13 protein-coding genes are annotated in these 16,457 nt (G+C 62.7%); 5 read left to right on the top strand and 8 right to left on the bottom strand.

The annotated features are described in order from the left end of the window. Positions 1 to 3: 3 nt before the first annotated feature. The 8 genes from AC6CIA_RS07125 to ilvD form a co-directional block, all read right to left on the bottom strand. Positions 4 to 492: a MarR family winged helix-turn-helix transcriptional regulator gene (locus AC6CIA_RS07125; RefSeq protein ID WP_498311249.1), complete on the bottom strand. Its 489-nt coding sequence runs from the start codon at positions 490 to 492 to the stop codon at positions 4 to 6. Between the two features lie 99 nt (positions 493 to 591). Further along, positions 592 to 1,956 carry an MFS transporter gene (locus tag AC6CIA_RS07120; protein ID WP_339529988.1) on the bottom strand — a complete coding sequence of 455 codons (1,365 nt, stop codon included), beginning with the start codon at positions 1,954 to 1,956 and terminating at the stop codon, positions 592 to 594. A gap of 52 nt (positions 1,957 to 2,008) precedes the next feature. Beyond that, a complete protein-coding gene (locus AC6CIA_RS07115) occupies positions 2,009 to 3,238 on the bottom strand; it encodes an OprD family porin (protein ID WP_498311248.1) in 1,230 nt (409 codons plus the stop codon). A gap of 117 nt (positions 3,239 to 3,355) precedes the next feature. Next, entirely contained in the window at positions 3,356 to 4,720 is a 1,365-nt protein-coding gene (locus tag AC6CIA_RS07110) for an MFS transporter (RefSeq protein ID WP_498311247.1), read from the bottom strand. A 78-nt stretch (positions 4,721 to 4,798) separates the two neighbouring features. Then, the gene (locus AC6CIA_RS07105; protein WP_498311246.1) at positions 4,799 to 6,076 is read right to left on the bottom strand and encodes an FAD-dependent oxidoreductase; all 1,278 of its coding nucleotides are present in this window, start codon (positions 6,074 to 6,076) and stop codon (positions 4,799 to 4,801) included. A gap of 93 nt (positions 6,077 to 6,169) precedes the next feature. Continuing rightward, positions 6,170 to 6,652 (bottom strand): aconitase X swivel domain-containing protein, encoded by a 483-nt coding sequence (locus AC6CIA_RS07100; protein WP_498311245.1) that lies wholly within the window; start codon positions 6,650 to 6,652, stop codon positions 6,170 to 6,172. Continuing rightward, positions 6,649 to 7,932, bottom strand: a complete 1,284-nt coding sequence (locus AC6CIA_RS07095; RefSeq protein WP_498311244.1) for an aconitase X — start codon at positions 7,930 to 7,932, stop codon at positions 6,649 to 6,651. Before AC6CIA_RS07095 ends, AC6CIA_RS07100 begins: the two co-directional genes overlap by 4 nt. After that, complete coding sequence (gene ilvD, locus AC6CIA_RS07090; protein WP_498311243.1) at positions 7,929 to 9,641, bottom strand: dihydroxy-acid dehydratase; 1,713 nt, start codon at positions 9,639 to 9,641, stop codon at positions 7,929 to 7,931. The genes AC6CIA_RS07095 and ilvD overlap by 4 nt, the downstream gene beginning before the upstream one ends. Before the next feature lie 122 nt (positions 9,642 to 9,763). Here ilvD and AC6CIA_RS07085 point away from each other — a divergent pair, with 122 nt between their 5' ends. The 5 genes from AC6CIA_RS07085 to AC6CIA_RS07065 all read left to right on the top strand — a co-directional run bounded on the left by AC6CIA_RS07085 (position 9,764) and on the right by AC6CIA_RS07065 (position 16,434). Beyond that, positions 9,764 to 10,696: a LysR family transcriptional regulator gene (locus AC6CIA_RS07085; RefSeq protein WP_498311242.1), complete on the top strand. Its 933-nt coding sequence runs from the start codon at positions 9,764 to 9,766 to the stop codon at positions 10,694 to 10,696. An 87-nt stretch (positions 10,697 to 10,783) separates the two neighbouring features. Beyond that, positions 10,784 to 11,614, top strand: a complete 831-nt coding sequence (locus AC6CIA_RS07080; protein WP_498311241.1) for a p-hydroxycinnamoyl CoA hydratase/lyase — start codon at positions 10,784 to 10,786, stop codon at positions 11,612 to 11,614. Between the two features lie 110 nt (positions 11,615 to 11,724). Further along, the gene (locus tag AC6CIA_RS07075; protein ID WP_498311240.1) at positions 11,725 to 13,173 is read left to right on the top strand and encodes an aldehyde dehydrogenase; all 1,449 of its coding nucleotides are present in this window, start codon (positions 11,725 to 11,727) and stop codon (positions 13,171 to 13,173) included. Between the two features lie 139 nt (positions 13,174 to 13,312). Beyond that, entirely contained in the window at positions 13,313 to 15,196 is a 1,884-nt protein-coding gene (locus AC6CIA_RS07070) for a feruloyl-CoA synthase (RefSeq protein ID WP_498311505.1), read from the top strand. Next, positions 15,193 to 16,434 carry a thiolase family protein gene (locus AC6CIA_RS07065; RefSeq protein ID WP_498311239.1) on the top strand — a complete coding sequence of 414 codons (1,242 nt, stop codon included), beginning with the start codon at positions 15,193 to 15,195 and terminating at the stop codon, positions 16,432 to 16,434. Before AC6CIA_RS07070 ends, AC6CIA_RS07065 begins: the two co-directional genes overlap by 4 nt. Positions 16,435 to 16,457: the final 23 nt, after the last annotated feature.

Genomic DNA, 16,457 nt, shown 5'->3' with positions numbered 1-16,457 from the left:
CGGTCAGTCCTGATACACCTTCTTCAGCAAGCGCAGCAGTTCTTCACGTTCCTGGCCATCCAGCGCAGCCGTGGCGTCGAGGTCGCTCTGCACGGCGATTTCCTTTAGCTCCTTGAGCAGGGTCTCGCCGGTCTTGCTGAGGAAGATCCCGTAGGAGCGCTTGTCCGGCTTGCAGCGCACCCGTACCGCGAGGGCGCGGCTCTCCAGTTTGTTCAGCAAGGGCACCACTTGGGGCGGCTCGATGGCCAAGGCCCGGGCCAGATCGGCCTGCATCAGGCCGGGGTTCTGCTCGATGATCGCCAGGGCCGAGAACTGCGCGGGGCGCAGATCGTGGGCCGAGAGGCGACCGATCAGGTTCTGGAACAGCTTGAGCTGGGCGCGACGCATGGCATAACCGATCAGCTCGTCCAGGGCTGAATTCAGCGGCGGCTGCGCTTCGCTGCCCTCGGGGAGCCCCTCACTCACGTCGGCGATTTTAGAAAGCTTGGCCATTCAAAGTGGAGTCCTTGGGTAAATGAAGTTAAGAAAGCTATCTAGTTTGCCGAGGTTATCGGCCGATGGCTACCATCACCTCCCGGCCGTGTCTAATCTCTAGGGTGGCGAGGGGCTCAAATGCTCGGCTTTCACGGTCGAGCGTCTATCGATACGCGCCACGGTATAGGCACACACCCCAAGTACTGCAGGGCACAGGGCTAAAATCGCGAAGCTCTTCACCACGGGCATGCCGCTGTTGAGCACATAGGCGCCGAGTAATGGTCCGCACACCGAACCGATCTTGCCCATCGAGGCCGCCCACCCCGCGCCGTTGCCGCGAATCGCACTGGGATAGAAAATCCCGGCGATGCTGGTGATGCCATAGTGGCTGCCCTTGACAAAAATCGCCCCGATCAGGCTCAGCACAATGAAGGCGTTGCCCTGTAGGTCGCCGATACCCAGGGCCAGCAGGAAGGGGAGCGACAATAGCGGATAGATCATCACCGCATAAGGCCCCCGGGTGTCGACAACGCGCATCAGTATCAGCCCGGCCATGGCTCCACTGAACGAGGCGAAGGAGCTCACCCAGGAGGCGGTCGCCCGGTCGAAGCCCGCATACTGGTAAACCAGCGGGCTCCACGACGCGAGAAAGTACATGGCCATGGAACTGGCGCCGAAGCCGATCCAGATCATGGGGGTGATCCATTTGAGTTTGCCGATGAACAGCTGTCCGACGCGAAATGGCTGGTCGCCGATATCGATTTCATCGGCAAGAAAGTACCGGTCTCCGGGGCGTATCTCTATGCCCGGATCCAGACGCTTGAGGATCCGCTCCACGGCTTCTGGATGCTTGTGCTTGCTGACCAGAAACCGTACCGATTCCGGCAGGGTGAAAAACAACAGCACGCTGGAGAGCAAGGTCGCGATGCCGCCCAGGGCGAACACGCTGGCCCAGCCATAGTGAGGCGCGATCCATACGGTCAAGGGGCCGGCGACGGCGCCGCCGAGGCTGAAACCGACCATGATGATAGTGATCACGCTTGCGCGGTAGCGCTTGGGCACAAACTCGATATTCAAGGCCCAGCACAGCGGCAGCATGGCACCCAGGGCGAAGCCGTTGAGAAAACGCAATACCAGCAGCGAGGTGTAGCTGTCGGCGAGGGTAAACAGCAAGGTCATCAGGCCGAAGGCGGCGGTGGACAGGATGATGGTCGGACGGCGGCCGATCCGGTCACCGAGGTAACCGAAAAAGAATCCACCCAACATCATGCCGAACAAGCCAATTGAAAAAATATTGCCCAGCTGCAACTTGCTCAGTCCGATTTCGTCGGCCATATAGGCGGCGGTATGGGACAGCATCAGCAGGTCAAACCCGTCGAGAAAGGTGATCAGCACGGACACGCAGATGATCACGTAGTTGAAGCTCGACAGTTTGCGCCCCTCGATCAAGGCGGCGACATCGATGGCGCGTGACGCAATCATGGGTATTCTCCACACAATAAGAGGTAAGCGGACCGGTCCCGGCGTGCCAGGCTCACCACAATTTCCAGCTGTAAGCGACGATCAGGCGGTTCTCATCGAGCTGCTGGGTCAGGCCATCGCCGGATCGATAAGTGACGTTGCGCCAGCGCAGGTTCAGCCCCTCCAGCGTTCCGCTCTGGATCACGTAGGTCAGGTCGGTATCGCGTTCCCACTCACTGCCGTCGCTGACCGTACTGGTGCGGATATCGCTGCCTTTCACATAGCGCGTCATGAATGTCAGGCCGGGTACGCCGAGCGCGGCGAAGTCATATTCGTAACGCAGTTGCCAGGACTTCTCGTTGGCTTTGGTGAAGGGGTTGTAGGTGACAAGGTTCGCCACATAGGGCGTGCCGGTGTCGATTACCGGAAACGCACTGTCGCCCGACAGATGCTGGAACGCGGCGGCGAAGCGCTGGGCTCCGACGGTCAGGGTGAACATGCCGTTGAAGTTGCGGTTGTCGATCTTCCCGGCTTTGCCGGCGCCAATCTCATGGCTGTCGACGTAGCGCAAATCGGAGCGCAGGCTCAGGCCTTGTCCCAGTGGCAGTACGTGAATCAGCCCGGCGAATTGCTGGCGGTAGATGTCTTGCAGCTCGCCGCGGTGGTAGCGCAGGGTCAGGTGCTTGCCCAATGCATAGTCACCGCCGAGCAGGTCCAGATGATTGCTGCGCTGGCCGGCGTAGCTGATGTCGTCATTGCTGGAGGAGTCGCGGCCGTTGGCTGCGGTCAATCTGGCTGCGGTGACAGTCAAGTTATCGATTTCGCCCGACGTCAGGTAGGCGCCCGTGAAGGTCGAGGGCAGCAAGCGGGTGTCGCTGTAGTACGCCAGCGGGTGGACCGGCATCAGGGTTCCCACTTTGAGCAGGGTCTTGGACAGGCGCATTTTGGCGGTCAGGCCCAGTTCGCTGTACGCGTCAACGGGCTGGTTACTCTCCGGCCCGTAAGGCAGCAGCGCGGTGCCACGTCGACCTCGACCCGAGTCGAGCTTGATCCCCAGTTCACCCAGGGCGTCGAGACCGAATCCCACGGTGCCTTCGGTGTAGCCAGACTGAAGTTCGGCAAAGAAACCCTGGGTCCATTCTTCAGCCTTGGCCTGGGGCGCGCCACTTTGGCGGAAGTCGCGATTCAGATAAAAATTGCGCGTGGTCAGCGTCGCGCTGCTGTCGCTGACGAAGTCGGCCTGGGCGCAGGTGAAGTGGGCGCAGAGCAGCAGGGCGGTAAAGCGAGGTAAATTCCTGTTCATTTTTATTGGTCTCAGGATAAGTATGGCGGTTGTTCGGGACGAGTTTTACCTGGCCGCGTCGGTGACGACGCAGCCTGGGAACGGGTGGGTCAAAGGTGCTGAATCAGCGGATGCTGCTCAGGTTTGTGACGGTGCGGGCAAAGGGACCGCAGCAACCTCGTGACGTGTAAGGTGACCGATGGCGAATGCGCAGGCGGCCAGCACGGCCGGGCAGATCGCCAGGATCAGGAAGCTCTTGACCACCGGCATCCCGCTGTTCAGCACATAAGCGCCCAGCAGCGGGCCGAGGATCGAGCCGATCTTGGCGATCGAAGTGGCCCAGCCAGCGCCATTGGCGCGAATGGCGCTGGGGTAGAAGACCCCGGCAATGCTGAGGATGCCGTAGTGGGAGCCTTTGACGAACACGGCCCCGATCAGGCTCAGCGCCAGGAACGCGGAGCCCTGCATGCCGGTGATCCCCAGTACCAGCAAAAACGGCAAGGCCAGCAGCGGATAGATCATCACCATATAGGGGCCACGGGTGTCGACGAAGCGCATCATCGCCAGGCCCGCCATCGCGCCGCTGAACGATGCGATGGAACTGACCCACGACGCGGTCGCGCGATCGAACCCCGCGTACTGATAGACCAGTGGGCTCCAGGAAGCCAGGAAATACATGGCCATGGAGCTGGCCGAGTAGCCGAGCCAGATCACCGGCGTGATCCATTTCAAGCGGCCGATGAACAGTTGGCCGAGACGAAACTGTTTGCGCCCGATATCCGGCTCGTCCAGCAGGACGAATGCGTCACCAGGGCGCACATCCAGGCGTGGGTCCATTCGCTTTAGGATGGCCGCGATTTTATCCGCGCCCTTATGCTTGCTGGCCAGGAATCGCACCGACTCCGGCAGGGTGAAGAACAGCAGCACGCTGGCGGCCAGGGTCAGCACACCGCCAAACACAAACACCCCTTGCCAGCCGATGTGCGGCGCCAGCCACACGGTCAGCGGGCCGGCCATTGCGCTACCGAGACTGAACCCGACCATGATGATGGTCACCACTGTGGAGCGATAACGCTTGGGCACGAACTCAATGTTCAAGGCCCAGCACAACGGCAACATGGCGCCCAGGGCGAAACCGTTGAGAAAGCGCAAGACCATCAGCGATTCATAGCTGTTGGCCAAGGCGAACAACAAGGTCAACACGCCGAACGAGCAGGTTGAAAAAAGAATCGTGGGACGCCGCCCGATACGGTCACCCAGGTAACCGAAGAAGAACCCGCCGAGCATCATCCCCAGCAGGCCAGTGGAGAAAATCTCGCCCAACTGGATCTTGTCCAGGCCGACTTCGTCGGCGATATAGGACGCGGTGTGGGACAGCACCAGCAAATCGAAGCCGTCGAGGAAAGTGATCAGGACCGAGACCATAATCACCACGTAGTTGAAGCGGGACAGTTTGCGGCCCTCTATGAGCGCCGCTACATCCAAGGTGCGGGACTGTGACATGTACGTTCTCCACTGCATTTTTATTGTTGTTGGAGTAGCGCCCCGCCGGAGCGGTGGCGCGTCGAACCGGTGGAACAGTTATTCCAGATTGAACGCCAGGCGTTCGCGCAACGCGGGGGCAGGGATGTCGCTCAACCTGCCGTCGGGGCCGGCGAGGTCCAGCGCATGAGCCGCGGCGGCGCCCATGGCGATACACGGTCCCATGACGCGAACACTCGACAGCGCGGCCGCATCGGCGTCGATGCAGCGCCCGGCGACCACCAGGTTGTCGCTGCCTTCGGGCAGCATGCTGCGCAGCGGTACACTGTGGATGTGATCGTCGCCAAACGGTTCCCATTGATAGCCACTGGAGTCGCCGTGCAGTTCTACCGGCCAGGAGGTGCGCGCGACCGCGTCGGGGAATATCGTCGCCGCGCGCACTTCGTCGGTCGTCAGATGATGGTGCCCGACAATCCAGCGGGTCTGGCGAATGCCGGGCAACGCGTACGCGCGCACCTTGGCCTTGCTGTAGGCCTCGGGATACTCCGATTGCAGGAAGTTGATCACGTGATCGACCTGCTGGCGCCCGGCGATGGCGACATGGGAGGCAGCGACCGGGTCCAGCGGCGTTTCGATATGGGTCATGTTGAACGCTGCCGTACCGCGTCCTGGGAACTGGAAGAACAGTCCGTCGTCGCGTTCGATGCCATAGCTTTTAGCATGTTGCTTGATCCGTTCGGTGAACTGCGCACGTGTAGGCAGGTGAGCCTCATCGATATGCTCGAGGACGAACATCTGCGTGCCGTAGATTGGCGTATCCGGCTCTCGGCAGGCCAACCCGGCGTTCCAGGCCAGCGCCGCGTCGCCGCTGGCGTCGATAAAACCGTTGGCCGCCACCCGCACATCACCGTAACGGGTGGCCAGCTCCACTTCTTGGATGCGCGCGCCTTCGCGCACCACATCACGCAACACGGCGCCGAGTACCACCGTGATTCCGGCGTCGAGGATCTTTTGGCCAATCCACCGGCCCAGGGCCACTTCGTCGTAATAAACCACGGTAGTCAAGGGGCCAATGGCCTGGTGCAAATCTCCCGAGGCGCCGAGGTCGCGCAGGATGCCATCTGCGATGCCGTGGGTCAGCAGTTGGCGATGCGGACCGTTGGAGAACAACCCGCAGAAGGTCCCGATGATCGAGCCGACCGCCTGGCCGCCGAGCATCGGCAGGGCATCGAACAGCACCACGCGCTTGCCGAGCGCGGCGGCTTCCAGGGCGGCGGAAATCCCCGAGATGCCGGCACCGGCAATGCATACGTCAGCCTGCAAGCGCTGGGCGGTGGGGGCGTTGGCACGGCGTACCGTGCGAATCACATGAGCCATAAAACTACCTTTCTAGGTGTTAAAAAAAGCAGCCGACACCGAGCCCGTTGGCCGGGGGCCACGGGAGCAGTTGTTGCGGCAAGCAGATCCGGGTTACGGCTGGTCCGGTAGTCGATCCAGGTCGGTCGGGGGGCGTGCGACGTGCTGATCGGTACGGCGTTCACGCGGGATCACTTCGACGGTCCCGGCGTCGGCATCGACGCGTACCCAGTCGCCGCTACGAATCCGTTTCAGCGGATCCTCATCGAAGTCGGTGAGGGCCGGTGCATGCACGACGACGGCGCCAAGGCCCATCTTCGCGGTCATTTCGTTGAACAACATGGCGCCGGGCGCCACGCCGGCGAGGCGTGCGATATGGAACTGCGAGGACCAGCCAGACGAGCCCTTGGCCCCTGGAAACACCAGGACCTTGCCGGCGAAACTGATGCCTTTGAGTTCGTGGCGGGTCTCGATGACAGTGCCGCTGCGCGGGTCGATCCCGCCCCAGCCGGAGATGCGCTCGCGGGTCACCAAGGCTTCGCCTTCGAAACGGCCGCCGACGACCTTGCGGCCTTTGAGGGTGAAGGTCTCGTTCATTTCAGTACTCCTCTCCAGCGCCCCTCGATGGCTGCCTGGACACAGTCGGCGGTGGTGCCGAACCAGGCCTGGATCCCCATGATTGCCGGCAGATAATGCGCTTGTTTGGCCGAGTCGACTGCCGCCACCCTGGTGCCCTTGGGCACTACCTTGCCGATCGCCGAGCAGGTATCGGTCATCACATGCCCGCCGGCTTGCTCGATGGTACGGGTGTAGCCGGCGGCGTCGGCCAGTTGCTTGATCGACGCCGCGGTAAATATCCAGAGTTCGGTGTTCGGGCTCAGGCGCTGGCCTTCCAGCAATTGGCAGACCTCCCAGATTTGTTCGAGGCTGTAGTGCGGGCAGCCGAGCATCACGAAATCGATGTGGGCATCTCGGGCCGTGATATTGACTTGCTCGTAGGCCCAGCGCCGTTCGGCCTCGCCGAAACGCAAGGTGTCTTGAGGGCGAGATGAGCCGAACGCCTGCTCGCAGGTGGGCGCCTCGGGCGTAACCCCGACAAGGTGATACATCTCCACGCCGCCGCTGGAAGCCGCCGCCGCGCCGAAGTGCTTGAGGCGAGCCAGGTTCGGCTGGTGGCTCAGGCCTTCGATCACCGGGATGCGATCCTGCACCTGCTCACCGACCCAGTAGCCGAGCAATCCCCAATCGGCCGTGGTGCTCACGTCGATATCCAGCTGGATCAGGTGGCTGCCGCGACGGTTTTCATCGAGGTGCAGGCCCCAATAGGGAATCTTGCCGGTCAGCATCGCCGCGCCGGTGCTTTCGCGGCCTTCGGCATTGGTGCGGGCGCCGAGTACCGAGTTGATGTAGATCACCGCAGAGGACTCCATCCAGGCGCAGTGCTCGCCTTTTACCGGCACGTTGCCGACCTGGTAAGGCGTGCAGGTGTTCAGCGGTTGCACGCCCAGGCCGTTGCTGTAGGCCTGGCCTGTTTCATAAATGCGCACCACGTCTTCCGAGATGCCTTGGCGTGCGGCGTGCCGAGGGTCGATGCCCTGTTGCAGGTGGCTGCTGAACACCTTGACCCTGGGGATCTCGACGACCTCGGCACTGTCGAGGTTGAACTCGCTGAACACCGCATCCATACCGCCCTTGCGGTCTGCGTACTGACGCAGGAAGGGCGTGGTGGCGCCGATCGTACCGGCCACATTCCGCGTGTCCACCAGGCAGTGCGCATCCAGCGCTTCGCCATAGCGCACCAGCAGATCCATGGCTTTCTGTACCGCCGGGCCTTGGTCGCCGGCGAGCATGGCTTTTTCGTCGTCGCGCAATCTCATTGCGGCTGCTCCGGCTCGTCGGTGACGTCGAACGGCTTGATCAGCACGGCACCGTGTTCCATGGAGGACACATTGTTGCGATAGATATCCAGCCAGCCACCCCCGAACTGCGGCGCCAGCGGCTGCCAGCGGGCACGGCGCGCTTGCATTTCGGTTTCGCTGACAGTGGCGTCAAGGGTGTTGAGGTCCAGGTCGATAGTGATGATGTCGCCGTCCTCGACCAGCGCCAGCGGGCCGCCGACCGCTGCCTCAGGTGCTACTTCCGCCACTACCAGGCCCTTGCACACCAATCCCGAGAGATGGCCGTCAGTCAGCATGGCTACATGATCACCCAGCCCGGCCCCGTCAATGGCGAACACCACTTTCGAGGCCCCGCCGCCCATGGCCGGGCCGCCGCGTACCCCCGCACCGCGCATGACCACCACGTGTCCGGGCTGTATGCGGCCGTCCTGCAGGGCTTCGATGGCATCGGCGGAGCGCTCGAAACAGATTGCGGGACCCTTGAACCGGCGCATCTTGTTCGGGTCGATGCCGTATTTGACGATGCCCGCCTGGGGCGCGATATTGCCGCGCAGCATGACGATCGCTGGCTGGGTGGCGAAGGGATTGTCCAGCGGTCGAATCACCTCGTCGTCGCTGGGGCTGACACCTTGCAGGTTTTGCGTCAGGGACTTGCCGGTGACGGTCAGCACCTCGCCATGCAGTAACGGCTCCAGGCGCTTGAGCAGCGCGCGCCCACCGCCCGCGGCTTCCATCTGCTCGATGCTGTGTTCGCCCACGGGGCGCACGCCGACCAGAACAGGCACCTTTTTTCCCAGCTCCCTGAACAGCTGGTAGACGTCCACGTCAATCCCGCCTTCGGCCGCCACCGCTTGCATATGTTTGATGGTGTTGACCGAGCCTCCCGCAGCGAGAATGGTGGCAACGGCATTGGCGAAGGCCGCGGGCGTCAGGATGTCGCGAGGCTTGAGGTCTTCCTCGATCATTTCGACAATGCGTTTGCCGGCCTGGTGCACGAAATCGAACATCTGGGGGCTGTTGGCGGCGATCGGAGAACTGCCGGGCAAGGCCATGCCCAGGGCTTCACACACCAGGTGCATGGAGTTGGCGGTGCCCATGCCCGAGCACACACCGGGGCCCTTGATGGCATTTCGAGTCATGCCGACCAGATCCTCGACCGGCAGTTTGCCGGTCACCACGTGCATCGAACTGATAAACACATCTTCGATGTCAACGTGCTTGCCGTTGTATTCGCCGCTGGGCTGATACCCGCACACCACGATCAGCGTTGGAATATTGAGTCGCGCGGCGGCCATCAACTGGCCGGGAACTGTCTTGTCGCAGGACGCCAGGCAGATCATGCCATCGAGTTGGGCACCCTCGACCGCCACCTCGATATCGTTGGTGATGAGGTCGCGGGCGGCCAGCATATAAGCGCCACCCGCGCCGGCTCCGGTGATGAAATCGCTGGGCGCGGCGGTGCGGATTTCGAAGGGCAGGGCGCCGGCATCGCGTATCGATTGCTTGAGGCGGGCGGCGATGCCATCCAGATGACTGAAGCAGATTGCCAGGTTCGACGACGAGTTGACGATGGCGATCTTCGGTTTTTCCAGCTCGCTCTCCTCAATTCCCAAGGCACGCCACTGGGCGGCACGCACAGCCCACAAGTAGGATCCGTAGGGGAAATTACTGCGTAGCTTCTTGGGCATGATTCGCTCCGTTATTGTTATAAGAGTGCCGATCCGTTAATTACCTTAACGATCTTGTACCGAGTCTAGGCTTCGACCTAGAATCCGAAAACCTTATTTTGCTTATAGATAAAATCCAAATTATGGATATCAAAGACGTCGATCTTAACCTGCTGAAAGTCTTCGATGCGCTGCGCAAGAAGCACAGCGTGACCCTCGCCGGTGATCTCATGGGGCTCAGTCAGCCGGCCATGAGCTTCGCTTTGTCCAAGTTGCGCACGTTGTTCGATGACCCGTTGTTCATCCGCACCTCCCGTGGCATGCAACCCACCGCAAGAGCCCTGCAAATCGCCGAGCCGGTGCAGCGGATCCTGGAAATGGTCAGCAGCGAAGTGTTGCCGTCCACCGGGTTTGTCGCCGCAACCTCCGAGCGCCAGCTGGTGCTGTGCATGTCGGATATTGGTGAAATGGTATTCCTCCCCCGGCTGTTGCGAATGCTCGACAGAGACGCGCCGCAGGTGCGAATCCGTACCCTGGCGTTGTCTTCGGAACAACTTGAAGAAGGCCTGGATGCCGGCGAGGTGGACGCGGCCATCGGTTATTTCCCGCGCTTGCTCAACACCTCGATCCGTCATCGGGCGCTCTACAGCCATTCATTTGTCTGCATCGTGCGCGGCGATCACCCCACCATCGGTGACAGCATGACCGCCGAACAATACCAGGCCGCCGTGCATGTCGCGGTTCAGGCCGAAGGGCGCGGCATGAGTGTGCTGGATCGAGAGCTGGCCACCCATGGCATCGTTCGCCGGGTGCGTTTCAGCTTGCCACGGTTCATGGGGGTGCCGTTTCTGGTGGCTGATTCCGACATGATCGCCACCGTGCCGTTGGCTGTCGGACGACGGTTTGCCGAAATCACCGATGTGCGCCTGGTCCCGCTGCCTTGGCATATCTGCGGCTACGACATCCACCTCTATTGGCATACGCGCTTCCATCACGATCCGGCAAACCGCTGGCTGCGCCAGTCTTTCATTGACTTGCTCGCAGATTTCTCTCCCGCCGAGTCGCTGGATATTTGATTAATTGAATTAATAGTTAATTGACATAACTAAATTTGCCGGTTAGGTTTTGCTCATCTTCACGCGAACAACAAGAGAGCAATCGCCATGAGCAACTACGAAGGCCGCTGGACCACCGTCAAGGTCGAGATCGAAGAAGGCATCGCCTGGGTCATCCTCAACCGTCCGGAAAAGCGCAACGCCATGAGCCCGACCCTGAACCGGGAAATGATCGACGTGCTGGAAACCCTGGAGCAGGATCCAGCGGCCGGCGTGCTGGTGTTGACCGGTGCCGGCGAGGCCTGGACCGCCGGCATGGACCTCAAGGAGTACTTCCGCGAAGTGGACGCCGGCCCGGAAATCCTCCAGGAAAAAATCCGCCGCGAAGCCTCGCAATGGCAATGGAAGCTGCTGCGCATGTACGCCAAGCCGACCATTGCCATGGTCAACGGCTGGTGTTTCGGCGGCGGCTTCAGCCCGTTGGTGGCGTGCGACCTGGCCATCTGCGCCGATGAAGCGACCTTCGGTCTCTCGGAAATCAACTGGGGCATCCCGCCGGGCAATCTGGTGAGCAAAGCCATGGCCGACACCGTGGGTCATCGCCAATCGCTCTACTACATCATGACCGGCAAGACCTTCGACGGGCAGAAAGCCGCCGAAATGGGCCTGGTCAACGAGAGCGTGCCCCTTGCCCGACTGCGCGAAGTGACCATCGAGCTGGCGCGCAACCTGCTGGAGAAAAACCCGGTGGTGCTGCGCGCGGCCAAGCATGGTTTCAAGCGTTGCCGCGAACTGACCTGGGAGCAGAATGAGGATTACCTCTACGCCAAGCTCGACCAGTCGCGCTTGCTCGACACCGAAGGCGGCCGTGAGCAGGGGATGAAGCAGTTCCTCGACGACAAGAGCATCAAGCCCGGCCTGCAGACGTATAAACGCTGAAGGTCGCGTGGGCGCGCGGCGGGTCCGGCCTGCTGTTCGTTGCCCCGCGTCGGCGCTACTGTTAGACCGCTTGAATGCATTCCCGATAAAGACAATAAAGAGGAATCACCATGCTCGACGTGCCCCTGTTGATTGGTGGCCAGTCGCGGCCCGCCCGCGACGGACGAACCTTCGAACGCCGTAACCCGGTGACCGGTGAAATGGTGTCGCGGGTGGCCGCGGCCACGCTGGAAGATGCCGACGCCGCTGTGGCGGCCGCCCAGGCTGCGTTCCCCGGCTGGGCCGCGCTGGCGCCCAATGAACGCCGCAGCCGACTGCTGGCGGCGGCCGAACAATTGCAGGCGCGCAGCGCCGAATTCATCGCCGCCGCTGGCGAGACCGGGGCCATGGCCAACTGGTATGGCTTCAACGTGCGCCTGGCGGCCAACATGTTGCGCGAAGCGGCGTCGATGACCACCCAGATTACCGGTGAGGTGATTCCCTCGGACGTGCCCGGCAGTTTTGCCATGGCCCTGCGTCAGCCTTGCGGCGTGGTGCTGGGGATCGCGCCATGGAATGCCCCGGTGATCCTCGCTACCCGCGCCATCGCCATGCCCCTGGCCTGCGGTAACACCGTGGTGCTCAAGGCATCCGAGCTGAGTCCGGCGGTACACCGCCTGATCGGCCAGGTGTTGCAGGACGCGGGCCTTGGCGACGGCGTGGTGAATGTCATCAGCAATGCCCCGGCGGATGCCGCCGCCATCGTCGAGCGGCTGATCGCCAATCCGGCGGTGCGGCGGGTCAACTTCACGGGTTCGACCCACGTCGGCAGGCTTGTCGGCGAGCTGTCGGCACGCCACCTCAAGCCAGCCTTGCTGGAGCTGGGCGGCAAGGCGCCGTTGCTGGTGCTGGAGGATGCCGACCTCGACGCCGCCGTCGCGGCGGCGGCGTTTGGTGCCTACTTCAATCAGGGGCAGATTTGCATGTCCACCGAGCGTCTGATCGTCGACGCCACGGTCGCCGATGCGTTTGTCGCCAAGCTCGCGGCCAAGGTCGCGACCCTGCGTGCCGGTGACCCCGGTGCAGCCGATTCGGTATTGGGTTCCCTGGTGGACGCCAGTGCTGGCACCCGCATCAAGGGGCTGATTGACGATGCCCTGGGTAAGGGCGCGCGGTTGGTCGTGGGCGGGCAGCTGGAGGGCAGCATCCTGCAACCGACCTTGCTGGACGGCGTCACCGAGGACATGCGCCTGTATCGCGAAGAGTCATTTGGCCCGGTGGCGGTGCTGCTGCGCGGCGACGGTGATGAAGAACTGCTGCGCCTGGCCAACGATTCCGAGTTCGGCTTGTCGGCGGCGATCTTCAGTCGCGACACCGGGCGCGCCCTGGCCCTGGCCCAGCGGGTGGAGTCGGGCATTTGCCATATCAACGGCCCGACCGTGCACGACGAGGCGCAGATGCCTTTTGGCGGGGTCAAGTCGAGTGGCTACGGCAGCTTTGGCGGCAAGGCCTCGATCGAGCACTTCACCCAACTGCGCTGGGTGACCTTGCAGAACGGACCCCGACACTACCCGATCTGAACCGCGGTTCTTCACGTCGGGCATGGATGCCCCGTGTCGACCCTACATAACAATAACGAGGCCGCAGCCGCTGGCTGCTCCGCCGCGCCGCGAGTCGCCGATGGGCGCCCGCCCGCGTGCCTTGATGGAGGACAACCACGTGAGTTCCGAATTCAGTCCGCAATCCCAGCACCCGCAACCTGCGCCCCGATACCGCGAGGTGTCCATCGGGCATCCGTCAGTCGAAGTCATTGAAGAGCAGGGCGTGCTGCACATGCGTTCCCTGGAACCCCTGGCTGAATTGCCGACGCGCTTGCTGGATCGCCTGTTGCACTGGGCGCAGGTACGTCCCGAGCAGACCTTTGTTGCCGCGCGCCAGGCCGATGGCGAATGGCGCCGAATCAGTTATGCGCAAATGCTCGATAGCGTGCGGGCGGTTGCGCAGAGTCTGCTGGGTTACGGATTATCGGCTGAACGGCCGCTGGTCCTGCTGTCGGGCAATGACATCGAACACCTGCAAGTGGCGCTCGGTGCAATGTATGCCGGGATTCCTTACTGCCCGGTTTCGCCGGCGTACTCACTGTTATCCCAGGATTTCGCCAAGCTGCGGCATGTCTGCGATCTGTTGCAGCCGGGGCTGGTGTTCGTCAGCGATGGGGCGCAGTACCAGCGCGCCATCGACGCCGTGATACCCGCCGCGACACCGCTGATTACGGTGCGCGGCCAGGTGCCGGGACGCGCCCGGGTGAGTTTCGCCAGCCTGCTGCAAGCGCCTGGCGGCGCCGAGGCCGATCAGGCATTCCATGCCACCGGCCCCGACAGCATCGCCAAGTTTCTTTTTACCTCGGGTTCGACCAAGTTGCCCAAGGCGGTGGTCACTACCCAACGCATGTTGTGCGCCAACCAGCAGATGCTGTTGCAGACCTTTCCGGTATTCGGTGAAGAACCGCCGGTGCTGGTGGACTGGCTGCCGTGGAACCACACGTTTGGCGGCAGTCACAACGTCGGCATCGTGCTGTACAACGGCGGCACCTTTTACCTCGACGATGGCAAACCCACGGTCCAGGGCTTTGCCGAAACCCTGCGCAACCTCAAGGACGTTTCGCCCACGGCCTACCTGACGGTGCCCAAGGGCTGGGAAGAGCTGGTCAATGCCCTGGAGCAGGATGCCGAGCTGCGGCAGCGTTTTTTTGCGCGCATGAAGCTGTTTTTCTTCGCCGCCGCCGGCCTGTCGCAGAGTATCTGGGACCGTCTTGACCGCGTGGCCGAGCAGCACTGCGGCGAGCGCATCCGCATGATGGCCGGGCTCGGCATGACCGAAGCGGCGCCGTCCTGCACCTTTACCACCGGGCCGCTGTCGATGGCGGGTTATATCGGCTTGCCGGCGCCGGGCTGCGAGGTACGCCTGGTGCCGTTGGAGGGCAAGCTGGAAGGGCGTTTTCGTGGTCCGCACATCATGCCCGGCTACTGGCGCGCGCCCGAGCAGACCGCCGAAGTTTTCGACGAAGACGGCTTTTACTGCTCCGGTGACGCCATCAAGCTGGCGGATCCGGCCAATCCGCAATTGGGCCTGATGTTCGATGGTCGCATCGCCGAAGACTTCAAGCTGTCCTCCGGGGTCTTTGTCAGCGTCGGGCCGTTGCGCAATCGCGCGGTCCTCGAAGGTTCGCCCTATGTCCAGGACCTGGTGATTGCCGCGCCGGACCGCGAATGCCTGGGAGCCCTGGTGTTTCCACGGCTGTACGAATGCCGGCGGCTGGCAGGTCTGGACGCCGAGGCCAGCGATGCCCAAGTGTTGGCCAGCGGGCCGGTGCGTCAATGGTTCTACGACTGGCTGCAGCGGCTCAACCGCGAGGCGACCGGGAATGCCAGTCGCCTGGAATGGATCGTTCTGCTCGATGAACCGGCCTCCATCGATCGTGGGGAAATCACCGATAAAGGTTCGATCAATCAGCGCGCGGTATTGCAGTGGCGCGCCGCCAGGGTCGAGGCGCTGTATCGCGGCGAAGACGCCACGCTCCTGCGAGCGGGGCCCAAGCCGTGAGCAGCGCCGGGCAGTACTCAGCCTTTGTCGATGTGGCGATTTTCGATGCCGTGCGCACGCCTTGGGTCGATCTCGGTGGGGCGTTGGCCCAGGTTTCGCCGATTGACCTTGGGATCAAGGTCGGCCGTGAGGTGCTGGCCCGGGCCGGTATCGATCCGTTGGCGGTGGACAGCGTGCTGGCCGGCTCAATGGCCCAGGCCAGTTTTGATGCCTACCTGCTGCCACGGCATATCGGATTGTACAGCGGCGTGTCGCAATCGGTCCCGGCGCTGGGGGTGCAGCGCATCTGCGGGACTGGCTTCGAGCTGTTGCGCCAGGCCGCCGGACAACTGCGCGACGAGGTGCAACTGGCGTTGTGCGTGGCCAGTGAATCGATGTCGCGCAACCCGATTGCGGCCTACACCCATCGAGATGGTTTTCGTCTAGGTGCGGGAGTGGCGTTCAAGGACTTTCTCTGGGAAGCCTTGTACGACCCGGCTCCCGGGCTGGATATGATCGCCACTGCCGATAACCTCGCGCGTCGGTTTGGCTTGAGCCGTGAAACGCTGGATCAGTATGCCTGCGCCAGTCACCACCGGGCCTTGCAGGCTCAGAAAGCGGGGGCCTGGAGCGAAGAAATCGTCGCCGTCGATAATCAGGTGTTCGAGCTTGAGGGGTATCAGCCCCGTGGCATCAACTTGCCGCGTCGCGCCAGTGCGGTCACCGAGGACAGTCATCCACGCCCCACCGACCTTGCGGCTCTGACCCGCTTGCGCGCGGTGCATGCCGGGGGCGTGCAAACCGCCGGCAACAGCTGTGCGGTGGTCGATGGCGCCGCGGCCGCTCTGGTGGGGCGCTCTTCGGCGTGCACCGCGCCGGTCCTGGCCCGACTGTTGGCCAGCGCGGTAGTCGGTGTGGCCCCGGAGTTCATGGGCATCGGGCCGGCACCGGCGATTCGCCTGTTGCTGCAACGCAGTGGGCTGAACCTGGACGATATCGACCGTTTCGAGATCAACGAAGCGCAGGCCGCCCAGGTGCTGGCGGTGGTTCAGGAGCTGGAGTTGGACAGTTCCCGGCTCAACGTCGAGGGCGGATCCCTGGCGCTGGGGCATCCCTTGGCCGCCACCGGCCTGCGTCTGGTCATGAGCCTGGCCCGGCAATTACGCCAGCACAATCTGCGCTACGGGATTGCTGCCGCATGCGTGGGGGGTGGGCAGGGCATGGCGTTGTTGATCGAAAACCCGGCGTACCGCGCCTGAGGTCCTTGGCTCGCCCAACAGGG

It is taken from the genome of Pseudomonas sp. GQ91, assembly GCF_059758795.1.
Note: the sequence above shows the minus strand (reverse complement) of the source record. Positions and strands in the feature narration are given on the sequence as shown.